Origin of the sequence: Streptococcus sp. FSL R7-0248 (assembly GCF_037967965.1) — a bacterium.
GTDB lineage: Bacteria > Bacillota > Bacilli > Lactobacillales > Streptococcaceae > Streptococcus.
The window spans coordinates 1,805,653-1,820,091 of record NZ_CP150201.1; the positions used below are offsets into that span (position 1 = coordinate 1,805,653).

At 41.1% G+C, this 14,439-nt stretch carries 16 protein-coding genes; 2 read left to right on the forward strand and 14 right to left on the reverse strand.

The features are described from left to right. Positions 1 to 11: 11 nt before the first annotated feature. The 4 genes from NYE32_RS08200 to NYE32_RS08215 form a co-directional block, all read right to left on the reverse strand. Positions 12 to 764, reverse strand: a complete 753-nt coding sequence (locus NYE32_RS08200) for a hypothetical protein (protein WP_155213413.1) — start codon at positions 762 to 764, stop codon at positions 12 to 14. A gap of 69 nt (positions 765 to 833) precedes the next feature. Beyond that, positions 834 to 1,634, reverse strand: coding sequence for a pyruvate formate-lyase-activating protein (pflA, locus tag NYE32_RS08205; protein WP_002891689.1), 801 nt, complete (start codon positions 1,632 to 1,634; stop codon positions 834 to 836). 186 nt (positions 1,635 to 1,820) lie between these two features. After that, a complete protein-coding gene (locus NYE32_RS08210; protein WP_155213414.1) occupies positions 1,821 to 2,555 on the reverse strand; it encodes an LPXTG cell wall anchor domain-containing protein in 735 nt (244 codons plus the stop codon). Positions 2,556 to 2,908: 353 nt separating this feature from the next. Next, entirely contained in the window at positions 2,909 to 4,240 is a 1,332-nt protein-coding gene (locus tag NYE32_RS08215; RefSeq protein WP_013991098.1) for a hemolysin family protein, read from the reverse strand. A 110-nt stretch (positions 4,241 to 4,350) separates the two neighbouring features. Here NYE32_RS08215 and NYE32_RS08220 point away from each other — a divergent pair, with 110 nt between their 5' ends. Beyond that, positions 4,351 to 5,133 carry an ABC transporter ATP-binding protein gene (locus NYE32_RS08220; RefSeq protein ID WP_070839162.1) on the forward strand — a complete coding sequence of 261 codons (783 nt, stop codon included), beginning with the start codon at positions 4,351 to 4,353 and terminating at the stop codon, positions 5,131 to 5,133. A gap of 98 nt (positions 5,134 to 5,231) precedes the next feature. Here NYE32_RS08220 and NYE32_RS08225 read toward each other — a convergent pair whose 3' ends face one another. Further along, the gene (locus tag NYE32_RS08225) at positions 5,232 to 6,395 is read right to left on the reverse strand and encodes a hypothetical protein (protein WP_080612071.1); all 1,164 of its coding nucleotides are present in this window, start codon (positions 6,393 to 6,395) and stop codon (positions 5,232 to 5,234) included. A 256-nt stretch (positions 6,396 to 6,651) separates the two neighbouring features. On the opposite strand from NYE32_RS08225, the gene NYE32_RS08230 reads away from it, so the two are divergent. Beyond that, on the forward strand, positions 6,652 to 6,972 hold the full coding sequence (locus NYE32_RS08230; protein ID WP_155213415.1) for a hypothetical protein: 321 nt from the start codon (positions 6,652 to 6,654) through the stop codon (positions 6,970 to 6,972). Positions 6,973 to 7,004: 32 nt separating this feature from the next. Here the strand turns inward: NYE32_RS08230 and NYE32_RS08235 are convergent, their stop codons facing one another. From NYE32_RS08235 to NYE32_RS08275, 9 genes are all read right to left on the reverse strand, one after another. Beyond that, complete coding sequence (locus tag NYE32_RS08235) at positions 7,005 to 9,071, reverse strand: sodium:proton antiporter (protein WP_339156983.1); 2,067 nt, start codon at positions 9,069 to 9,071, stop codon at positions 7,005 to 7,007. An 8-nt stretch (positions 9,072 to 9,079) separates the two neighbouring features. After that, positions 9,080 to 9,322 carry a hypothetical protein gene (locus NYE32_RS08240; RefSeq protein ID WP_002891697.1) on the reverse strand — a complete coding sequence of 81 codons (243 nt, stop codon included), beginning with the start codon at positions 9,320 to 9,322 and terminating at the stop codon, positions 9,080 to 9,082. Beyond that, positions 9,319 to 9,867 carry a class I SAM-dependent methyltransferase gene (locus NYE32_RS08245; protein WP_070437881.1) on the reverse strand — a complete coding sequence of 183 codons (549 nt, stop codon included), beginning with the start codon at positions 9,865 to 9,867 and terminating at the stop codon, positions 9,319 to 9,321. Before NYE32_RS08245 ends, NYE32_RS08240 begins: the two co-directional genes overlap by 4 nt. Then, complete coding sequence (locus NYE32_RS08250; RefSeq protein WP_060972564.1) at positions 9,864 to 10,808, reverse strand: TIGR01212 family radical SAM protein; 945 nt, start codon at positions 10,806 to 10,808, stop codon at positions 9,864 to 9,866. Before NYE32_RS08250 ends, NYE32_RS08245 begins: the two co-directional genes overlap by 4 nt. Positions 10,809 to 10,893: 85 nt before the next feature. Beyond that, entirely contained in the window at positions 10,894 to 11,931 is a 1,038-nt protein-coding gene (locus NYE32_RS08255) for a SepM family pheromone-processing serine protease (protein ID WP_013991104.1), read from the reverse strand. 16 nt (positions 11,932 to 11,947) lie between these two features. Then, positions 11,948 to 12,445: a pantetheine-phosphate adenylyltransferase gene (gene coaD / locus NYE32_RS08260; RefSeq protein WP_073689504.1), complete on the reverse strand. Its 498-nt coding sequence runs from the start codon at positions 12,443 to 12,445 to the stop codon at positions 11,948 to 11,950. Positions 12,446 to 12,477: 32 nt separating this feature from the next. Further along, complete coding sequence (rsmD, locus tag NYE32_RS08265) at positions 12,478 to 13,074, reverse strand: 16S rRNA (guanine(966)-N(2))-methyltransferase RsmD (RefSeq protein ID WP_257056681.1); 597 nt, start codon at positions 13,072 to 13,074, stop codon at positions 12,478 to 12,480. A 93-nt stretch (positions 13,075 to 13,167) separates the two neighbouring features. Then, positions 13,168 to 14,121 (reverse strand): thioredoxin-disulfide reductase, encoded by a 954-nt coding sequence (gene trxB, locus NYE32_RS08270; RefSeq protein ID WP_255296714.1) that lies wholly within the window; start codon positions 14,119 to 14,121, stop codon positions 13,168 to 13,170. A 32-nt stretch (positions 14,122 to 14,153) separates the two neighbouring features. Next, a complete protein-coding gene (locus NYE32_RS08275; protein WP_002884393.1) occupies positions 14,154 to 14,378 on the reverse strand; it encodes a DUF4059 family protein in 225 nt (74 codons plus the stop codon). Positions 14,379 to 14,439 lie beyond the last annotated feature (61 nt).

Genomic DNA, 14,439 nt, shown 5'->3' on the forward strand with positions numbered 1-14,439 from the left:
TCTTTTTTGTTCTATTTTTCAGACTTTGCTGATTTAGACATCACTTCTGACTCTGAAGTTGACTGGCTTTCTTCGACCAAGTCTTCACTAGCAGATTGACTTGAGGCACCTGCTTGCTCCAAAGCAAGGCTAGTTGAAAGGCTCTCACGCTCTGCTTCCTGACTAAGGCTAGCTTCAACAATCATGAGTTCCTTTTGACGTTCTGTTTCACGAAGGTATTCACGTTCTTCTAGCTCTTCCTGACGGCGTCTTTCCTGCTCAAGTCTTTGAGCTTTTTGACGCTCACGCTTAGCATGACGTTTTTGCGTCTCATCAATCAAGACTTTAGTGTTGTCTTTAATATGCATCCACTTAATAAGACGAACCAAGAGTCTCCATAGGAAAACAATAATCGATTCTGCGAAAAGAAGAATCTCAACCAGAATAACACCTAGCAAGCTCCAAGCCATGAAGAGTGTAATCAATAATTGCGTGAAAATCTTCTTCAAGTCACCCAAATGATTGTTGTGAATATTAAGAGTCTCAAGGAAAAGATCTAAAATTCCTTGCAAGAGGTGTGATTTAACAGATTTGTCTCCCTCTAAGCTCAAGTCCGTTTGAACTTCTGCCGGAGTAACAACGGTCAAGTCCCCATCTTGGTAGACATCAATACGGTCTCCTAATTTTATATCAAAATCAAAAAGCGTGCGATCTATTTTCTTAAGTCGCCCGTCAGGATGACTGAGATAAACAAAGTCATCATCAAATTTTAAAATACGAAACATAATTTACCTGCTCTTTATTGCTCCCTAAATAATAACAAAGTTAAAAAGCCCTTGTCAAGAGGTTCTTTTTCAATCCAAGGTTTTAACACCGATACGATTTTTATACTCTTGATACGTTTCAGTGTGCATGAGAGCTTTGGCATTTTTGACCCGATCTGCTGTTGGTGGTTTGACCCCTTCCAAAGGATATGGAATACCGAGCTCACGCCATTTGAACTCACCCATTGTATGGTAAGGAAGAATTTCAAATTTATCAACATTTTTCAAGGTCTTTACAAACTCGCCGAGCTTAATCAAGTGTTCATCAAAGTCTGTCAAACCAGGTACCAAGACATGGCGAATCCAGACTGGAACTTGTTTATCAGACAGATATTGAGCAAATTCCAAGATATTCTTATTAGGTTGACGGGTCACAAACTTGTGTTGTTCAGGATCAATCTCTTTGATATCCAGTAGAACCAAGTCAGTTACAGCCAAAAGTTTGTCAACAACTTCATGATACTCAGGAGTATTGCGGTAAGCAAACCCACAAGTATCAAGCGTACAGTGAATTCCTAGCTTCTTAGCCTCTGTAAAGAGGGCAGTGACAAAATCAATCTGAAGCATGGCCTCACCACCTGAAACAGTGATACCACCATGCTCACCCCAGAAATGACGGAAACGAAGAGCCTCATCTAAGACATCTTCAACCGTACGTTCAACAGCCTTATTTGACTCCATAGCCCAAGTATCTGGATTATGACAATATTGGCAACGCATCTTACAGCCTTGCATGAAAACAATAAAACGGATACCCGGACCATCTACGGATCCAAAACTTTCGGTTGAATGAACAAGTCCAGTCACCTGACTGTAATCAATTTCTGCCATGGCAGCCTCCTTGTAAACGCTTTTTACATGTTTTTATTATACCTCTTTTATCGGAAACATGCTCCATATCTGCCTGAATTCAAGCAAAGGTTATACTATAATACATCTAAAATTAAATGATATCTATACTATACCAGAAGAAAAACAAAAAAACTGGAAAAATCCAGTCTTTTATCATCTATATTATTAGGCACGTTTCTTAAGCCCCAAAAAGGCTGCAGCAGCAAGGAAAAATGTTCCTGCCAATGTCAAGATTACTGTTGATGCTTCACCAGTCTTAGGAAGTGTAACTTCCTTACCTTTAGCATCTTTACCAGTCAATGTACCGTCAGCATTCACTTTGAATCCTACTGCTTCAGGAGCGACAACACTTGTTGTACCATCAGTGTTAGCGATGACAATTTGGCTGTTTTGTGTAGACACAATTGTTTGACCAGCTGCAGTGACAACTGGAGCTGTTGGTGTTACGGTAACAACAGGTTGTCCATTAATGTTCACTGCTGGAGTTTCAGGGGTTTGAGCTGCTTCACTTGTCCCTTTATCAGTTGGTGAGGCCGGTTCTTCTGGCTTATCGGCTGGTTTCTCAGTTGGTTTATCAGCTGGTGTTGTTGATGAATCAACTGTTGGAGCCGGTGTCGCAGGTGTTTCTGGAGTTGCTGGTGTTGTTGGTTCAGCTGGTACTTCAGGAACTGTAGGTGTTGTTGGCGTTGCCGCACCTGTGTTTGAATCATTGCTACGAGCCAAGTCACCATCACTTGGGGCTGTTGAAGGACCTGTTGCTACACGATCTGTCGTTGGTTGTGTAAGAACAGCATCATTTGTCGCAATACCGTCGTCCGCAAAAGAAGTTACTGGTACAAAAGCTCCTAGGGTAAGGGTGAGTAAAAGCAAGCTACTATATATAGATTTTTTAGAAGCCATTAAGATTCTCCTTTTTTCATTTATCAGTTAATTTATATTCTACCATAAAAAAGTAATAAAAGACTGTTTTAATTAAAATCTTATTTATTTTTATTCTAAATCTATCGATACGCTAAAATATGTTAGAGCATCTCCAAAATTATAGTTCTTTTTCTGACAAAGTCTGGCAGTTTTGATAGCTAAAAAAGGCTTTATGACGTATTTTATATACGTTTTCTAATCTTATTATTTTGATAAGCGGATATTCCAAGATAGATAAGAAAAAGCACTTTCACTCATAATGAGAGAAAGTGCCTAATTAGTAAATAGTCGCTTTTAAGTTCCAATATTTTCTAATAAAAACATGTAGAAAACTATTCTTCTGCCTCTTCTGGAGCTGCCGTGATGATTACCTTAAGTTTGGTTACGCGACCATCCTTAACCTTATCATTGATAAATTCGAGGTGTTTGTCCTTGTTGATAACTGAATAGTGTTCCTTGACTTCTTGAGTTGGGATGGCCCCCACACCAGTCAAATAATAACCTGCGATAGTATCAACGTCATCACTCTCAAGTTCTGTATCAAAATGTTCATTGAAGTCGTTAAGAGTCATAGCTCCTTCGACAATATAAGTATTCTCACCAATTTCACGAACTTCCACACTAGTTTTATCTGTTTCGTCGTCAATCTCACCAACGATTTCTTCCAAAAGGTCCTCGAAGGTAACAAGACCAGCAACGCCACCGTATTCATCAAGCAAGATAGCCATCTGATTATTGGTGTTACGAAAGGCCGCCAAGAGATCATCTACGAAGATAGTCTCTGGAACAAAGAGAGGTTCGTTCATGATTCGACGAAGTTTGATATTTTCAAAACCAAGTTCAAAACCTGCTTTTAGAAGGTTTTTAGTATGAATGACACCGATAATCTTATCCTTGTCATCTTCGTAAACAGGGATACGTGAGAAACTTTCCTTGAGAATAGCTTGGATATTTTCTTGAGTATTGTCTTCGATATCAATCATGAAAGCATCGGTACGAGGGACCATAACCTCACGTGCCATCAATTCATCAAGAGAGAAAATCCCCTGGAGCATTTCAATTTCTTCAGCCTCAAGTGTATCTTCACTCTTGGCCAACATGTACTCAATCTCATCCCGAGTCATCTGCTCATCCGCATCATCAAAGGTCATAGGCGTCAAATGAGACACAAGATTTGTCGATGCTGAAAGAATCCAAACAAAGGGACTAACAATCTTACCAGTAACAATAATAACTGGTGCTGAGTAGATGGCTAGATTTTCCTTGAGGTTCATAGCAATACGTTTAGGATAAAGTTCCCCAAAAACAATCGAGATATAGGTCAAGACAACTAAAGAAATCATGCTACCTGCTGTCTTAGCCCAAGCCGCATGACCAAACCAAGTCGCTATTACTGCACCTAGTGAAGCGGAGAGACTAGCCCCTTGTAAGAGACTGATAAAGGTAATACCAACTTGAATGGTTGATAAGAAGTTATTTGGATTTTCAAGAACCTTGAGCAGGCGAATAAATTTCTTGTCGCCTTCTTCAGCCTTTTGTTCCACACGTGAACGGTTTAGTGATACTAAAGCCATCTCTGATGCTGAGAAAAAGGCCGTAAGCAAGGTTAATATTAGTAATAAAATAGATTGAAATAATAAGGACTGACCACTGGAGTCTTCCATTTTTTCTTCTCCTCTAAAAAAAATTCTGACTTCCATTATATCACAAATTCCCAATATAGGTTCCTATTTTATGCTATAATTAGAGTAATTTATCATCGAAGGAGAGACTTATGTCACTTATACGCTTAGAAAATGTCAGCTTGGCTCGACAAGGAAAAACACTCTTGTCTAATCTTGACTGGACAGTTGAAAAAGGACAAACCTGGGCTATCCTGGGACTTAACGGTGCTGGAAAATCAACCCTCCTACGTTTGTTGACAGCTGAATTCTTCCCTTCTGAGGGAAAGGCTGAGATACTAGGCTACACCTTTGGGAATGGAGACATCACAGGTCTTCGTCAACATATCGGTATCGTCAGCTCCTTCATTACTGAGCGTTTGCCTAAGCATATGACTGCTGAAAAAATCGTCCTTACTGGTAAATACAAGAGCTCAATCCTCTACAAGGCATATGGGGATAAGGAGTTGCAAGAAGCCAAGGACATGCTGACCTCACTTGGTGCTGGAGATTTGATAGGTCGTAAATACCATGGCCTGTCTCAAGGAGAAAAACAAATTTGTTTGATTGCTCGCAGTCTCATGGAAGATCCTGACATCATTATCCTTGACGAAGCGACTGTTGGCTTGGACCTATTTGCCCGCGAAAAACTCTTACGTCAGATTGACCGTATCACCTCGCTTCCACATGCTCCATTGGTTCTTTACGTCACCCACCACGCTGAAGAGATTACTGAAAAAATGGACCACATTCTCCTACTCCGTCAGGGAAGAATCGTGGCACAAGGACCAAAAAATGATATCATCACACCAGAAGTTTTAGCTGACTTCTACCAAAATCCTGTTCAAATTATTCCAATTGACGACCATCGTTTTTACATTAACCCTCTTTTATAGAGACAAGTCATAAATTAACTTGATTTAGGGCCAATTCTAAAACAACATCAAAACAACAAGTCCCCCAGACTAGGTCTAGGGGACTTGTTGTTTTATGGCTACTCCTCTTTTATTTTCGATACGCCGTACAAAATTAAGGCTGGAACGATGAGCTGTTCTATAGAGCTTCTTGCAACTAAAATAAATAACATAGCAACTATATATAGACGCTTTTTGTCAGTAGTTCTTATGGCATTTGGAAGCATCACAGTAGGAATAATAATTAATGGAATCATCACGATGAAGTACATAAACCAACCGATACCTGCTAAGGGATTGGTTTCATCAGTAGGATAATTGAAAACTGCAATTATATTAAAAACTAAATTCCTCAAGGATAGAATAAAAGCTGTCCAAAGCCAAGGAGAATGAAGACTTTGAGGATTTGGTTGTCTTTGGCTCTCCGCATAATCATAAACCTTACGCTTTTCAATGACTGGTTTGGTTCTTTTCTCCACCAGTAGGTCATCCTCACTCAACTCAACCCCATACTTCTTCTGCCATTTTTTAACTAGTGTGGAAGTGTTGCCACTTACACGATAGACCAGATAGGCTGATACTACTAGTAGAAAAAGAGAGACATCAGTAATGATATGGTCAACCAAGAAACCATAAATCAACTCAAGTAAACTAATGATTATGATAAGGATTGAAGAAATTCTTAATTTCTTTTGAGTTTTTTCAGTCATCAAGTTAAGTAGTAGGAAGATACTTGCACACTCTAGTATAGGATACAGTATGGAAGTAAGACTACTTAAATCATCTAAATCAATATTTATATAGTGTGTGCTCCACACTACGGCGACCATTCCTAGGCCAATAAGGGGAACAGAGGACTGCCAAGCTGACGAACTCTTAAGGGAGGCTAAGAGTGTTGGAAGCTCTGTCTTCCTAATCGTAATGACAAGCCAAATTAGGCACATAATAGTTAAAACTGGGGAAACCAACCAAGGCTTAAAAATGGAAGCCGGTATTATGAAATAGGTAACTAGCTGACAAATATGGAAGGCAAGCACAGCTAAGACGCCCTCAGCTTTCCGCTTGTCCTTCAAAAGCCTAAAAACAAACCATACTAAAACGACTTGCTGTGGAAGTTGAGAACTTAGTACAGATACAGAATTGAGCGTTTCATACTCAAAATGCAAACCATAAGACCTAAGCATAGAAAGAGCCAACAATACTTCAAAAAAGATAAGTATATAATACCAAGTTTTTCTGGACATACAACCACCCCACCTTTCATTTAATCTTAGAGAAAACATCATTCAATATCATTATACTCCTTTTTATGTAAGCGTTTTACCTTTAAAGTGAAATATTTCTTCTTTTCTTTACTTGATAACAAAACAGTCCTTTTTGACCGAATAGAACCTAGAATGAACCACATAGACAAATGATATTGTCCGTAAGTTAACCTTTTGATAACTTAGTAGGTGTTAAAGCAAAATATCTTTCAGATATAGAAAACGAGGTAAAAACATGACTAAAGTAATAGGTATTGGATTAATCGGTACAGCAGCAACAGTTATCACTTACAGTATTCTCGGCTTCCCAAAATTGGAGGTGTCCCTTTGGCCACTCTTTCCAGTCGCTCTTTTTGCTTTCTTTGCAATAGAAAATCTTATCAAAAAAGATTATAAATCTAGCCTCATGAGTACTTTGATTGGTTTAATGATTGCTAATGCCATCTATGACGTGCTCCCTATATCAAATAGCATCCTGATTGTTGCAGGAATCCTAACATGCCTAGGACTGGGCTTTCTTTTTCCAAACCACGATAATGAGAAAGGGAGACATTAAAAAGAAGCCAAGAAAAATCTTGGCTTCTTCACTTAAACTCGCCCTCGGGCTAGATTAATCATATCATAGGTCAAGGTATTGCTAGTTTCTTTGAGAGAGTAATCCTCAAGAGTATTGACTTCCTTACGAAGCTGCTTGGCATAACGGCTAGAGATAAGCTCAGCCTGCTCGTACTCGTTAATAACCTTACGTTCCAAATAGTAGCCTCGTAACATTTCATCGACATTGTCTGGATGAAGGTGGGTGATAACCCGCTCAACAAAGGCACCTGATTGAATTATTTCAGCCTCTTGAAGTCGATTGCGCTTCAAATAAGACAAGAGATCTGAATGATAAACACCTTCCAGATTACTCAAGGCTTCTAAAATCTGCTCCGTATTTGTTAAATAAAGTTCAGCCATATGGTCACGGTTTTCTTCCGTCAACCTAGGACCCCTCCTAGTTTCATCCTGATTAATACGAAACTTGAAAGTAAGAGCCAAGTGCAACAATCTACGAAGGCCTCGCACAAAGACAGCTAGAGCGTAAGAAAGACTAGAGACAAAACCACGGTTAATACGACGCTCTAAGCCCTTGATATAACGTTGGTAGAGATTGTATTCGAGTTCTGAAATCTTACCCTTCTTGTAGGCATATTCCAGACCCTCACTCTCAATTTCCATAATCATGACTCGGATATTGGCCAACTCTTCTTTGACATCATTTGATTCCTGCTCCAAGATTAAATCTTCCAAGCGTTGATTGTAGTTGTCAATAGTAGCATAGACAGCTCCTTGATTAGTTGACTGTTTTAGATCTTTTTCCAACTCACCGACCACATCATTAAGAATGGCAATCTGCATATAATGGTTGGTTGTGTGCGCTGGTCCAGTGGCTAGCTTAGGTAGGACTAGGATACCTGTTAAGAAACTTAATAAAGTAACACCCGCTACCGTAAAGAGCAAGAGACTATGTTCCAAAGCCGTCATATTGGCAACCGGAAGCAAAAGGATGGTTGCAATAGAGACCGTTCCTTTGACCCCAGAAAAGGTTAAAAGAGTAGCACCCTTCCAGATTTTTTTCAGTGATCGTTTGGCCCTCCAAGCTCTTTGGGCAAATACCGCACTAATCATAACAAAACGAATGCCAAACATGGTCGCTGTTAAAAGGACGATAGCAAGAAGCATCCAGAGATTATCGTAGGTAGTGCTACGCAGTACTGGGGCTGCTAGGGTTGGAAGTTCTGTCCCCAAGAGGAAAAAGACCATGCCATTAAGCATGAAGGTAATGGTTCCCCAAATCGTATGAGAAACACTATCCAACTTGGCATCAAAAACGGTAATTTTTTTAAAGCGACTGGCAAGTGAAATCCCTGCTACGACAACAGCAATAATTCCGGAAGCATGAATTTCCTCGGCTACAAAGTAAGAGGAAATCGATAGTACCAACTCTAGTAAGAGAGCACCTGTGACATCTGCGGCATCCATATTATCCAAAATGGTCAAAAAGAGACGATTAAATAAGGCTGTAATCAAGCCAACCAAAAAACCACCAAGCACAGAAATAACCAAATTCCAGCTCGCATCAAGGAGGGAGAAAGCACCCGTTGTCAAAGCGGTCACCGCCACCTGAAAGGCAACCAAGCCAGAGGCATCGTTTAGAAGTCCTTCACCCTGCAAAATATAGCTAATCCACTTTGGAAAACTGAAGCGTTTAGAAATAGCTGAATAGGCCACCAAATCCGTTGGTCCAAGAGCCGCCCCAATGGCTAGACAGGCAGACAAAGGCACTGAGGCAGGCAAGACAGCCTTAGCAAGATAACCGATTCCCAGCGTAGACACAAAGATGACTGGAAAAATCAAAAATAGAATGAGTTTCCAGTTACGTAAAATACTGGTAATATCACTTTCTTCACCCTCACGAAACAGCAAGGGAGCAATAATGAAAGCTAGAAAAAGTTCCGTTTCAAGCTCGAAAGCACGTCCCTTAAAAAGAAAACCGATACCCACTCCAAAAATAATTTGGATCAAGGGTAGGGGAAGACGTGGAAAGACACGATTGATAACGTTCGATAAAATCAAGCTAAAAAGAAGAACAAGCAAAGCTAACGATAGATGCATAGCTCCTCCTACCCTTCCTTATGACAACAGTTTGAGAATAGTTCTTTTTGCTTACTAATTTTTTTATCAATGGCAGTGACATCTTCCTTAGCCAAAAGTTTATGGCAACGTTCGACCTCAAGACTAGCTAACTTTTTCTTGATCTTAGCCGTTTTACGATTATCAACCTTTTTCAAAGTACCCTCGGCACTCTGCTTATCAATATATTTGGCCTGCATATCTGCAAGTTTTTCTTTAATATCTGTAATCATTGTAATTTCTCCAACATCACCAAAAATGGTGGGGTATTAATTTGATTAAGGGGTTGGTAAAGCATAGCTGTGAAAACACGCTGGTCCAAACCGATAACGTACTCTAGCACAGCATCCTTCTCCATATCACCACCATCATGACCGTAGTAAATCATAATAGCCAAGCGCCCACCAACCTCTAAGCGGTCAAGGATTTTCTCAATGGCCTCAAGAGTCGTATGGGGCTTAGTGATGACACTTTTGTCTGCAGATGGCAGGTAGCCCAGATTGAAAATAGCTGCTCGAATAGGTTCCGTGACATAATGGTCCAGATTTTCGTGACCATCTAAAATGAGTTCCGCATTTTCAATTCCCAGGTCTGACAAGCGTTGACTGGTCTTTTCAAGCGCCTGTTTCTGCACGTCAAAGGCATAAACCTTCTTGGCAAGGCCAGCCAGAAAGGCTGTATCATTGCCGTTTCCCATGGTCGCATCGATAGCTAGACTCTCATCATCCAGCACTTCTGCTAGAAAGTCATGAGATAGATGAATGGGTCGTTTAATCATGCTTTTTCCTCCTGCTCGCTAGCTACTTTGCACCCTTGCCATGAGTCACGACGTTCCATCTCTTTGTCAATGGCATTAAGGACTTCCCACTTGTTGAGACTCCACATAGGACCAATCAACATATCTCGCGGCGCATCACCAGTAATCCGATGAATGACGATATCCTTAGGGATGATTTCCAACTGGTCACAGATGATTGACACATACTCTTCCTGACTCAGCAATTTAAGACGCCCCTCGTGGTAATCTCTTTGCATACGGGTATTGGTCATCAGGTGGAGGAGGTGGAGTTTGATTCCCTGAATGTCATTGTCCGTCACACAACGGCGAACATTTTCCACCATCATCTCGTGAGTTTCCCCTGGCAATCCATTAATCAGGTGCGAAACAATTTCAGCCTTGGGCGCACGCTCACGCACACGCTTAACCGTCTCCACATAGAGTTCATAGCTGTGTGCTCGGTTAATGAGTTCTGACGTTTCTTCATAAGTCGTCTGCAAACCAAGTTCAACAGTCACATGCATACGTTCTGTGAGTTCTGCCAGATAATCAATCACATCATCTGGCAAACAGTCTGGGCGAGTACCGATATTGATGCCAACAACACCAGGCTCATTGATAGCCTGTTCGTAACGTTCCTTGATAATCTCAAGCGGAGCGTGGGTATTGGTAAAATTTTGAAAATAAACCAGATATTTCTGAACTTCTGGCCACTTGCGGTGCATAAAGTCAATCTCATGGTAAAACTGCTCACGAATCGGTGCCTCAGGAGCTACAATGGCGTCCCCAGACCCCGATACCGTACAAAAGGTACAGCCACCATGAGCCACTGTTCCATCACGGTTGGGACAATCAAAGCCCGCATCTATAGGAAGTTTGAAAATCTTTTCGCCAAAAATCTCACGATAGTAATCATTGACTGTTCTATAACGTTTTTTCATAAAGACTATTATAACACTTTGACCTTAAAAAGAGAGTAAGACTAGGACAAAAATCATGGATTTCTGCCTGTCCTACTCTCTCTTCTTACTTAGTCTTTTTCAAATAATCAATGGCTTCTTGAGCTGTTTTAACAGGGACGATTTTCATCTTGGTCCCCAGTTTCTTGGCAGCTTCCTTGGCCTCTTGATAGTTAGTCTTAGCATCCGGATCAGCCTTTTTCATTTCCTTAGTTACTGGATTATTTGGCACGAAGAAAATATCTGCGCCACTATCAGCCGCTGATTTCACCTTGAGGTAGGCCCCACCGATATCACCGACAGCCCCATCCTTTTCAATAGTGCCTGTTCCAGCAATTTTACGGCCAGCCTTGAGGTCTTGACCAGACACCTGATCGTAAATAGCCAAAGTAAACATAAGCCCCGCACTTGGTCCACCAACACCATCAAGTTTAAACTTCACGTTTTCAGGACTCTTGACCTCAGTATGATCCGTCAAACCAATACCGATACCATTTTTACCATTAGCAATCTTAATGATCTTACCAGTGGCAGTCTTTTCTTTGTCCTCTGTCGTATAAGTGACCTTGACTTTTGAACCCAACTTAAGTCCCTGGACGTATTTAATCAAGTCAGTAGAATTATCAAAGGTCTTGCCATTGACAGCTGTCACCGTATCCGCAATATTAAGGACACCCTTGAAACTAGAATCATCAGCCACCTGAAGCACATAAACACCCATATACTCCAAGCTAGCCTCCTTACCAGCCAGAGTCAAGCCCTGATAAATCGCCTGGTTTTGGGAAGTCTCCATGTAAAACTGGTTAATACGCATGAAATCTTCGTCAGAGTAATTTCCAGTCGCCTCTTCAGCCGTTTGAAGCTTTGCAAAATCATTAAGCTGAGCATAGAGCATGAGGGCCAAAGTCGCCTTGGTTTGAGCCACTGCCACAAAATTGTAGGATCCTTTTGAATCATCAGCTTTCTTATCTACAGTCAAGACTTCCTTAGTATCAAAAGCACCACCCGGAAGCTCAACATAATAATTATTTAGCGGGAAAAAGAGAGCAAACAGGAGGAACAGTACCGTAAAAATACTTAATAACCACCACTTAATCCGCCACATTTTCCCTAATAGTGATTTAGATTCGTTCTTGTTTGCCACGCTTGGCCTCCACTTTCTTAACAACTGCTTGAGGAACATAAGAACTAATGTCCCCCTCAAAATAAATCAACTCACGCACACGACTAGATGACACTGGTGTCACCTCATGACTAGCAATCAAATAAACCGTTTCAAGCTCAGGCGCCAGCCCCTTATTGAAATAATCCATATTAGCCTCATAGTCAAAATCTGTCGCATTACGAAGGCCTCTAACCAGATAAGTCACCCCAAGATCTCTGGCGACATCTACAGCCAGACTATCGTGAGCCGTTATAACCTTGACATTGGGAAAATCTGCTACAACCTCTTCCAAGATACGCTTGCGAGTCTCAATGTCCCAGAAGCCCTGCTTATCTTTATTATAAAATAGTCCAATATAGAGCTCATCAAAGAGCTTGCTGGCTCTGGCAATAATATCCATATGCCCATTGGTAATCGGATCAAAAGACCCCGTAAACATAGCAATCTTTGTCATAGCATTCCTTTCTACAACTTCCCTATCAAAGGCTAACGCACGTAAACGGTCACCTTACTGATACCATAGGTTTTCTGCTTCCAAATCCCAAAGTTTGAAATTTCTTCAGGCAAGTCCACAGCCTTATCCGTCTCGCAAACCAACATAACTTCTTCAGCCAAGAGCCCTTGCTCCTCTAACTGAGTAATATTAGCCACAATCTGCTCTTTGGCATAAGGCGGATCTAAAAGCACCAAGTCAAATTGACCTGTCAATTGTGTCAATGCACGCGTTGCATCCATCTTCAAAAGTTGGAACTGCTTCTCACTCTTGGTCATCTTGATATTTTCCTGAATAACAGCCTGTGCCCGACGATCCTTTTCCACGAGGACAGCAGACGACATACCACGACTGATAGCCTCAATAGCCAGGCTACCGCTCCCAGAAAAGAGATCCAAAACACGCCCTCCATCAAAGAAAGGACCAATCATATTGAAAATAGCACCTTTGACCTTGTCCGTTGTTGGACGAGTCGTTTTGCCTTCTAACGTTTTAAGCGGACGCCCGCCAAAATCACCTGCTACAACACGCAAGTTGGTCACCTCGTTTTTACTGATTTTTAGTAAGACTTTTCTATTATAACAAAAAATTACACATAGATGTTGCCACAAAGAAATCTAGTCATGCTAAATACCTACAAGACCACACAAAAAACTCGAGAACCTCCCGAGTTTCCATTTATTTTACTTATCACCAAGTGCAGTCACGTAGTTGTAGGCTTCGATACCAGCTGTGGCACCATCCCCTACGGCTGTTGTAATTTGGCGAAGGTCTTTCTGGCGGACATCCCCAATGGCAAAGATACCAGGAATACGTGTCGCCATCTTATCATCTGTAATTACCCAACCATCTTGGTCAGTGATGTCAAGACCTGTCAAGTAATCTGAAACTGGATCAAGTCCCACATAAACAAAGACACCGCCAAATTCGTGGTTAGTCACCTCACCAGTTTTGACATTCTTGATATCAACACTGCGAACCTTGATATCATCACCTTTGATTTCTTCAACGACTGAATCCCAGATAAACTTGACCTTTTCATTGGCGAAGGCACGGTCTTGAAGAACCTTTTGGGCACGCAATTCATCACGACGGTGAACAATGGTCACGCTATTGGCAAAGCGTGTCAAATAAATTCCTTCTTCAACGGCAGAGTCACCACCACCAACGACCAAGAGGTCTTGATTACGGAAGAAGGCACCATCGCACACCGCACAGTAAGAAACACCACGGCTGTTGTACTCTTCTTCACCAGCAACACCAATATGACGGTGTTTGGCACCAGTCGCAATGATAACTGTCTTGGTTTGGTACTCCTCATCACCAGTTTTGACAACTTTATAGTCACCCTTGTCTTCGATACCAGACACAATACCATAAAGATTTTCAACGCCCAATTTTTCCAAGGGTTCAAACATCTTCATTGACAATTCTGGACCAGAGATACTTTCAAAACCAGGGTAATTTTCAATATCAGACGTGTTATTCATCTGTCCACCAGGAGCACCTTGCTCCAAAGTTGCCACTTTAAGGTTGGCACGAGCTGCATAAAGTGCTGCAGTCATCCCCGCAGGACCAGCTCCAATAACAATTGTATCGTACATGAGTAACTCCTTATATGATTTTCTTGTAGAGATATCTTACACCTAATGTGCCAACAAAGCTAGAATTATGCATTCAGTACGATAAGAATCGCCATAAAAGCAAATGCCAAAACTGGAATCGAAACCATCGACATCATAATAGCATCATAGAGGGCACCTTGACGCTCCTTAACAGTTTTGTCTGCACGACGTAACGCACGCCATCCAAGCCAAATGGCACCAATCACCAAGCACACAAAGAAAGCAATCACAAGGCCTAAGAGATAAAATTTAAAAATATTTAATAACATAAATCATCCTAAAGTGAGAAATAGAAAAGGCTGAGATAACATTCTCCAACCTCTAAATTCG

What these genes read in the sequence shown, in the direction of transcription:
- NYE32_RS08200 (WP_155213413.1), bottom strand. Translation starts at nt 764, where the DNA reads ATGTTTCGTATTTTAAAATTTGATGATGACTTTGTTTATCTCAGTCAT.
- pflA (WP_002891689.1), bottom strand. Translation starts at nt 1,634, where the DNA reads ATGGCAGAAATTGATTACAGTCAGGTGACTGGACTTGTTCATTCAACC.
- NYE32_RS08210 (WP_155213414.1), bottom strand. Translation starts at nt 2,555, where the DNA reads ATGGCTTCTAAAAAATCTATATATAGTAGCTTGCTTTTACTCACCCTT.
- NYE32_RS08215 (WP_013991098.1), bottom strand. Translation starts at nt 4,240, where the DNA reads ATGGAAGACTCCAGTGGTCAGTCCTTATTATTTCAATCTATTTTATTA.
- NYE32_RS08220 (WP_070839162.1), top strand. Translation starts at nt 4,351, where the DNA reads ATGTCACTTATACGCTTAGAAAATGTCAGCTTGGCTCGACAAGGAAAA.
- NYE32_RS08225 (WP_080612071.1), bottom strand. Translation starts at nt 6,395, where the DNA reads ATGTCCAGAAAAACTTGGTATTATATACTTATCTTTTTTGAAGTATTG.
- NYE32_RS08230 (WP_155213415.1), top strand. Translation starts at nt 6,652, where the DNA reads ATGACTAAAGTAATAGGTATTGGATTAATCGGTACAGCAGCAACAGTT.
- NYE32_RS08235 (WP_339156983.1), bottom strand. Translation starts at nt 9,071, where the DNA reads ATGCATCTATCGTTAGCTTTGCTTGTTCTTCTTTTTAGCTTGATTTTA.
- NYE32_RS08240 (WP_002891697.1), bottom strand. Translation starts at nt 9,322, where the DNA reads ATGATTACAGATATTAAAGAAAAACTTGCAGATATGCAGGCCAAATAT.
- NYE32_RS08245 (WP_070437881.1), bottom strand. Translation starts at nt 9,867, where the DNA reads ATGATTAAACGACCCATTCATCTATCTCATGACTTTCTAGCAGAAGTG.
- NYE32_RS08250 (WP_060972564.1), bottom strand. Translation starts at nt 10,808, where the DNA reads ATGAAAAAACGTTATAGAACAGTCAATGATTACTATCGTGAGATTTTT.
- NYE32_RS08255 (WP_013991104.1), bottom strand. Translation starts at nt 11,931, where the DNA reads ATGTGGCGGATTAAGTGGTGGTTATTAAGTATTTTTACGGTACTGTTC.
- coaD (WP_073689504.1), bottom strand. Translation starts at nt 12,445, where the DNA reads ATGACAAAGATTGCTATGTTTACGGGGTCTTTTGATCCGATTACCAAT.
- NYE32_RS08275 (WP_002884393.1), bottom strand. Translation starts at nt 14,378, where the DNA reads ATGTTATTAAATATTTTTAAATTTTATCTCTTAGGCCTTGTGATTGCT.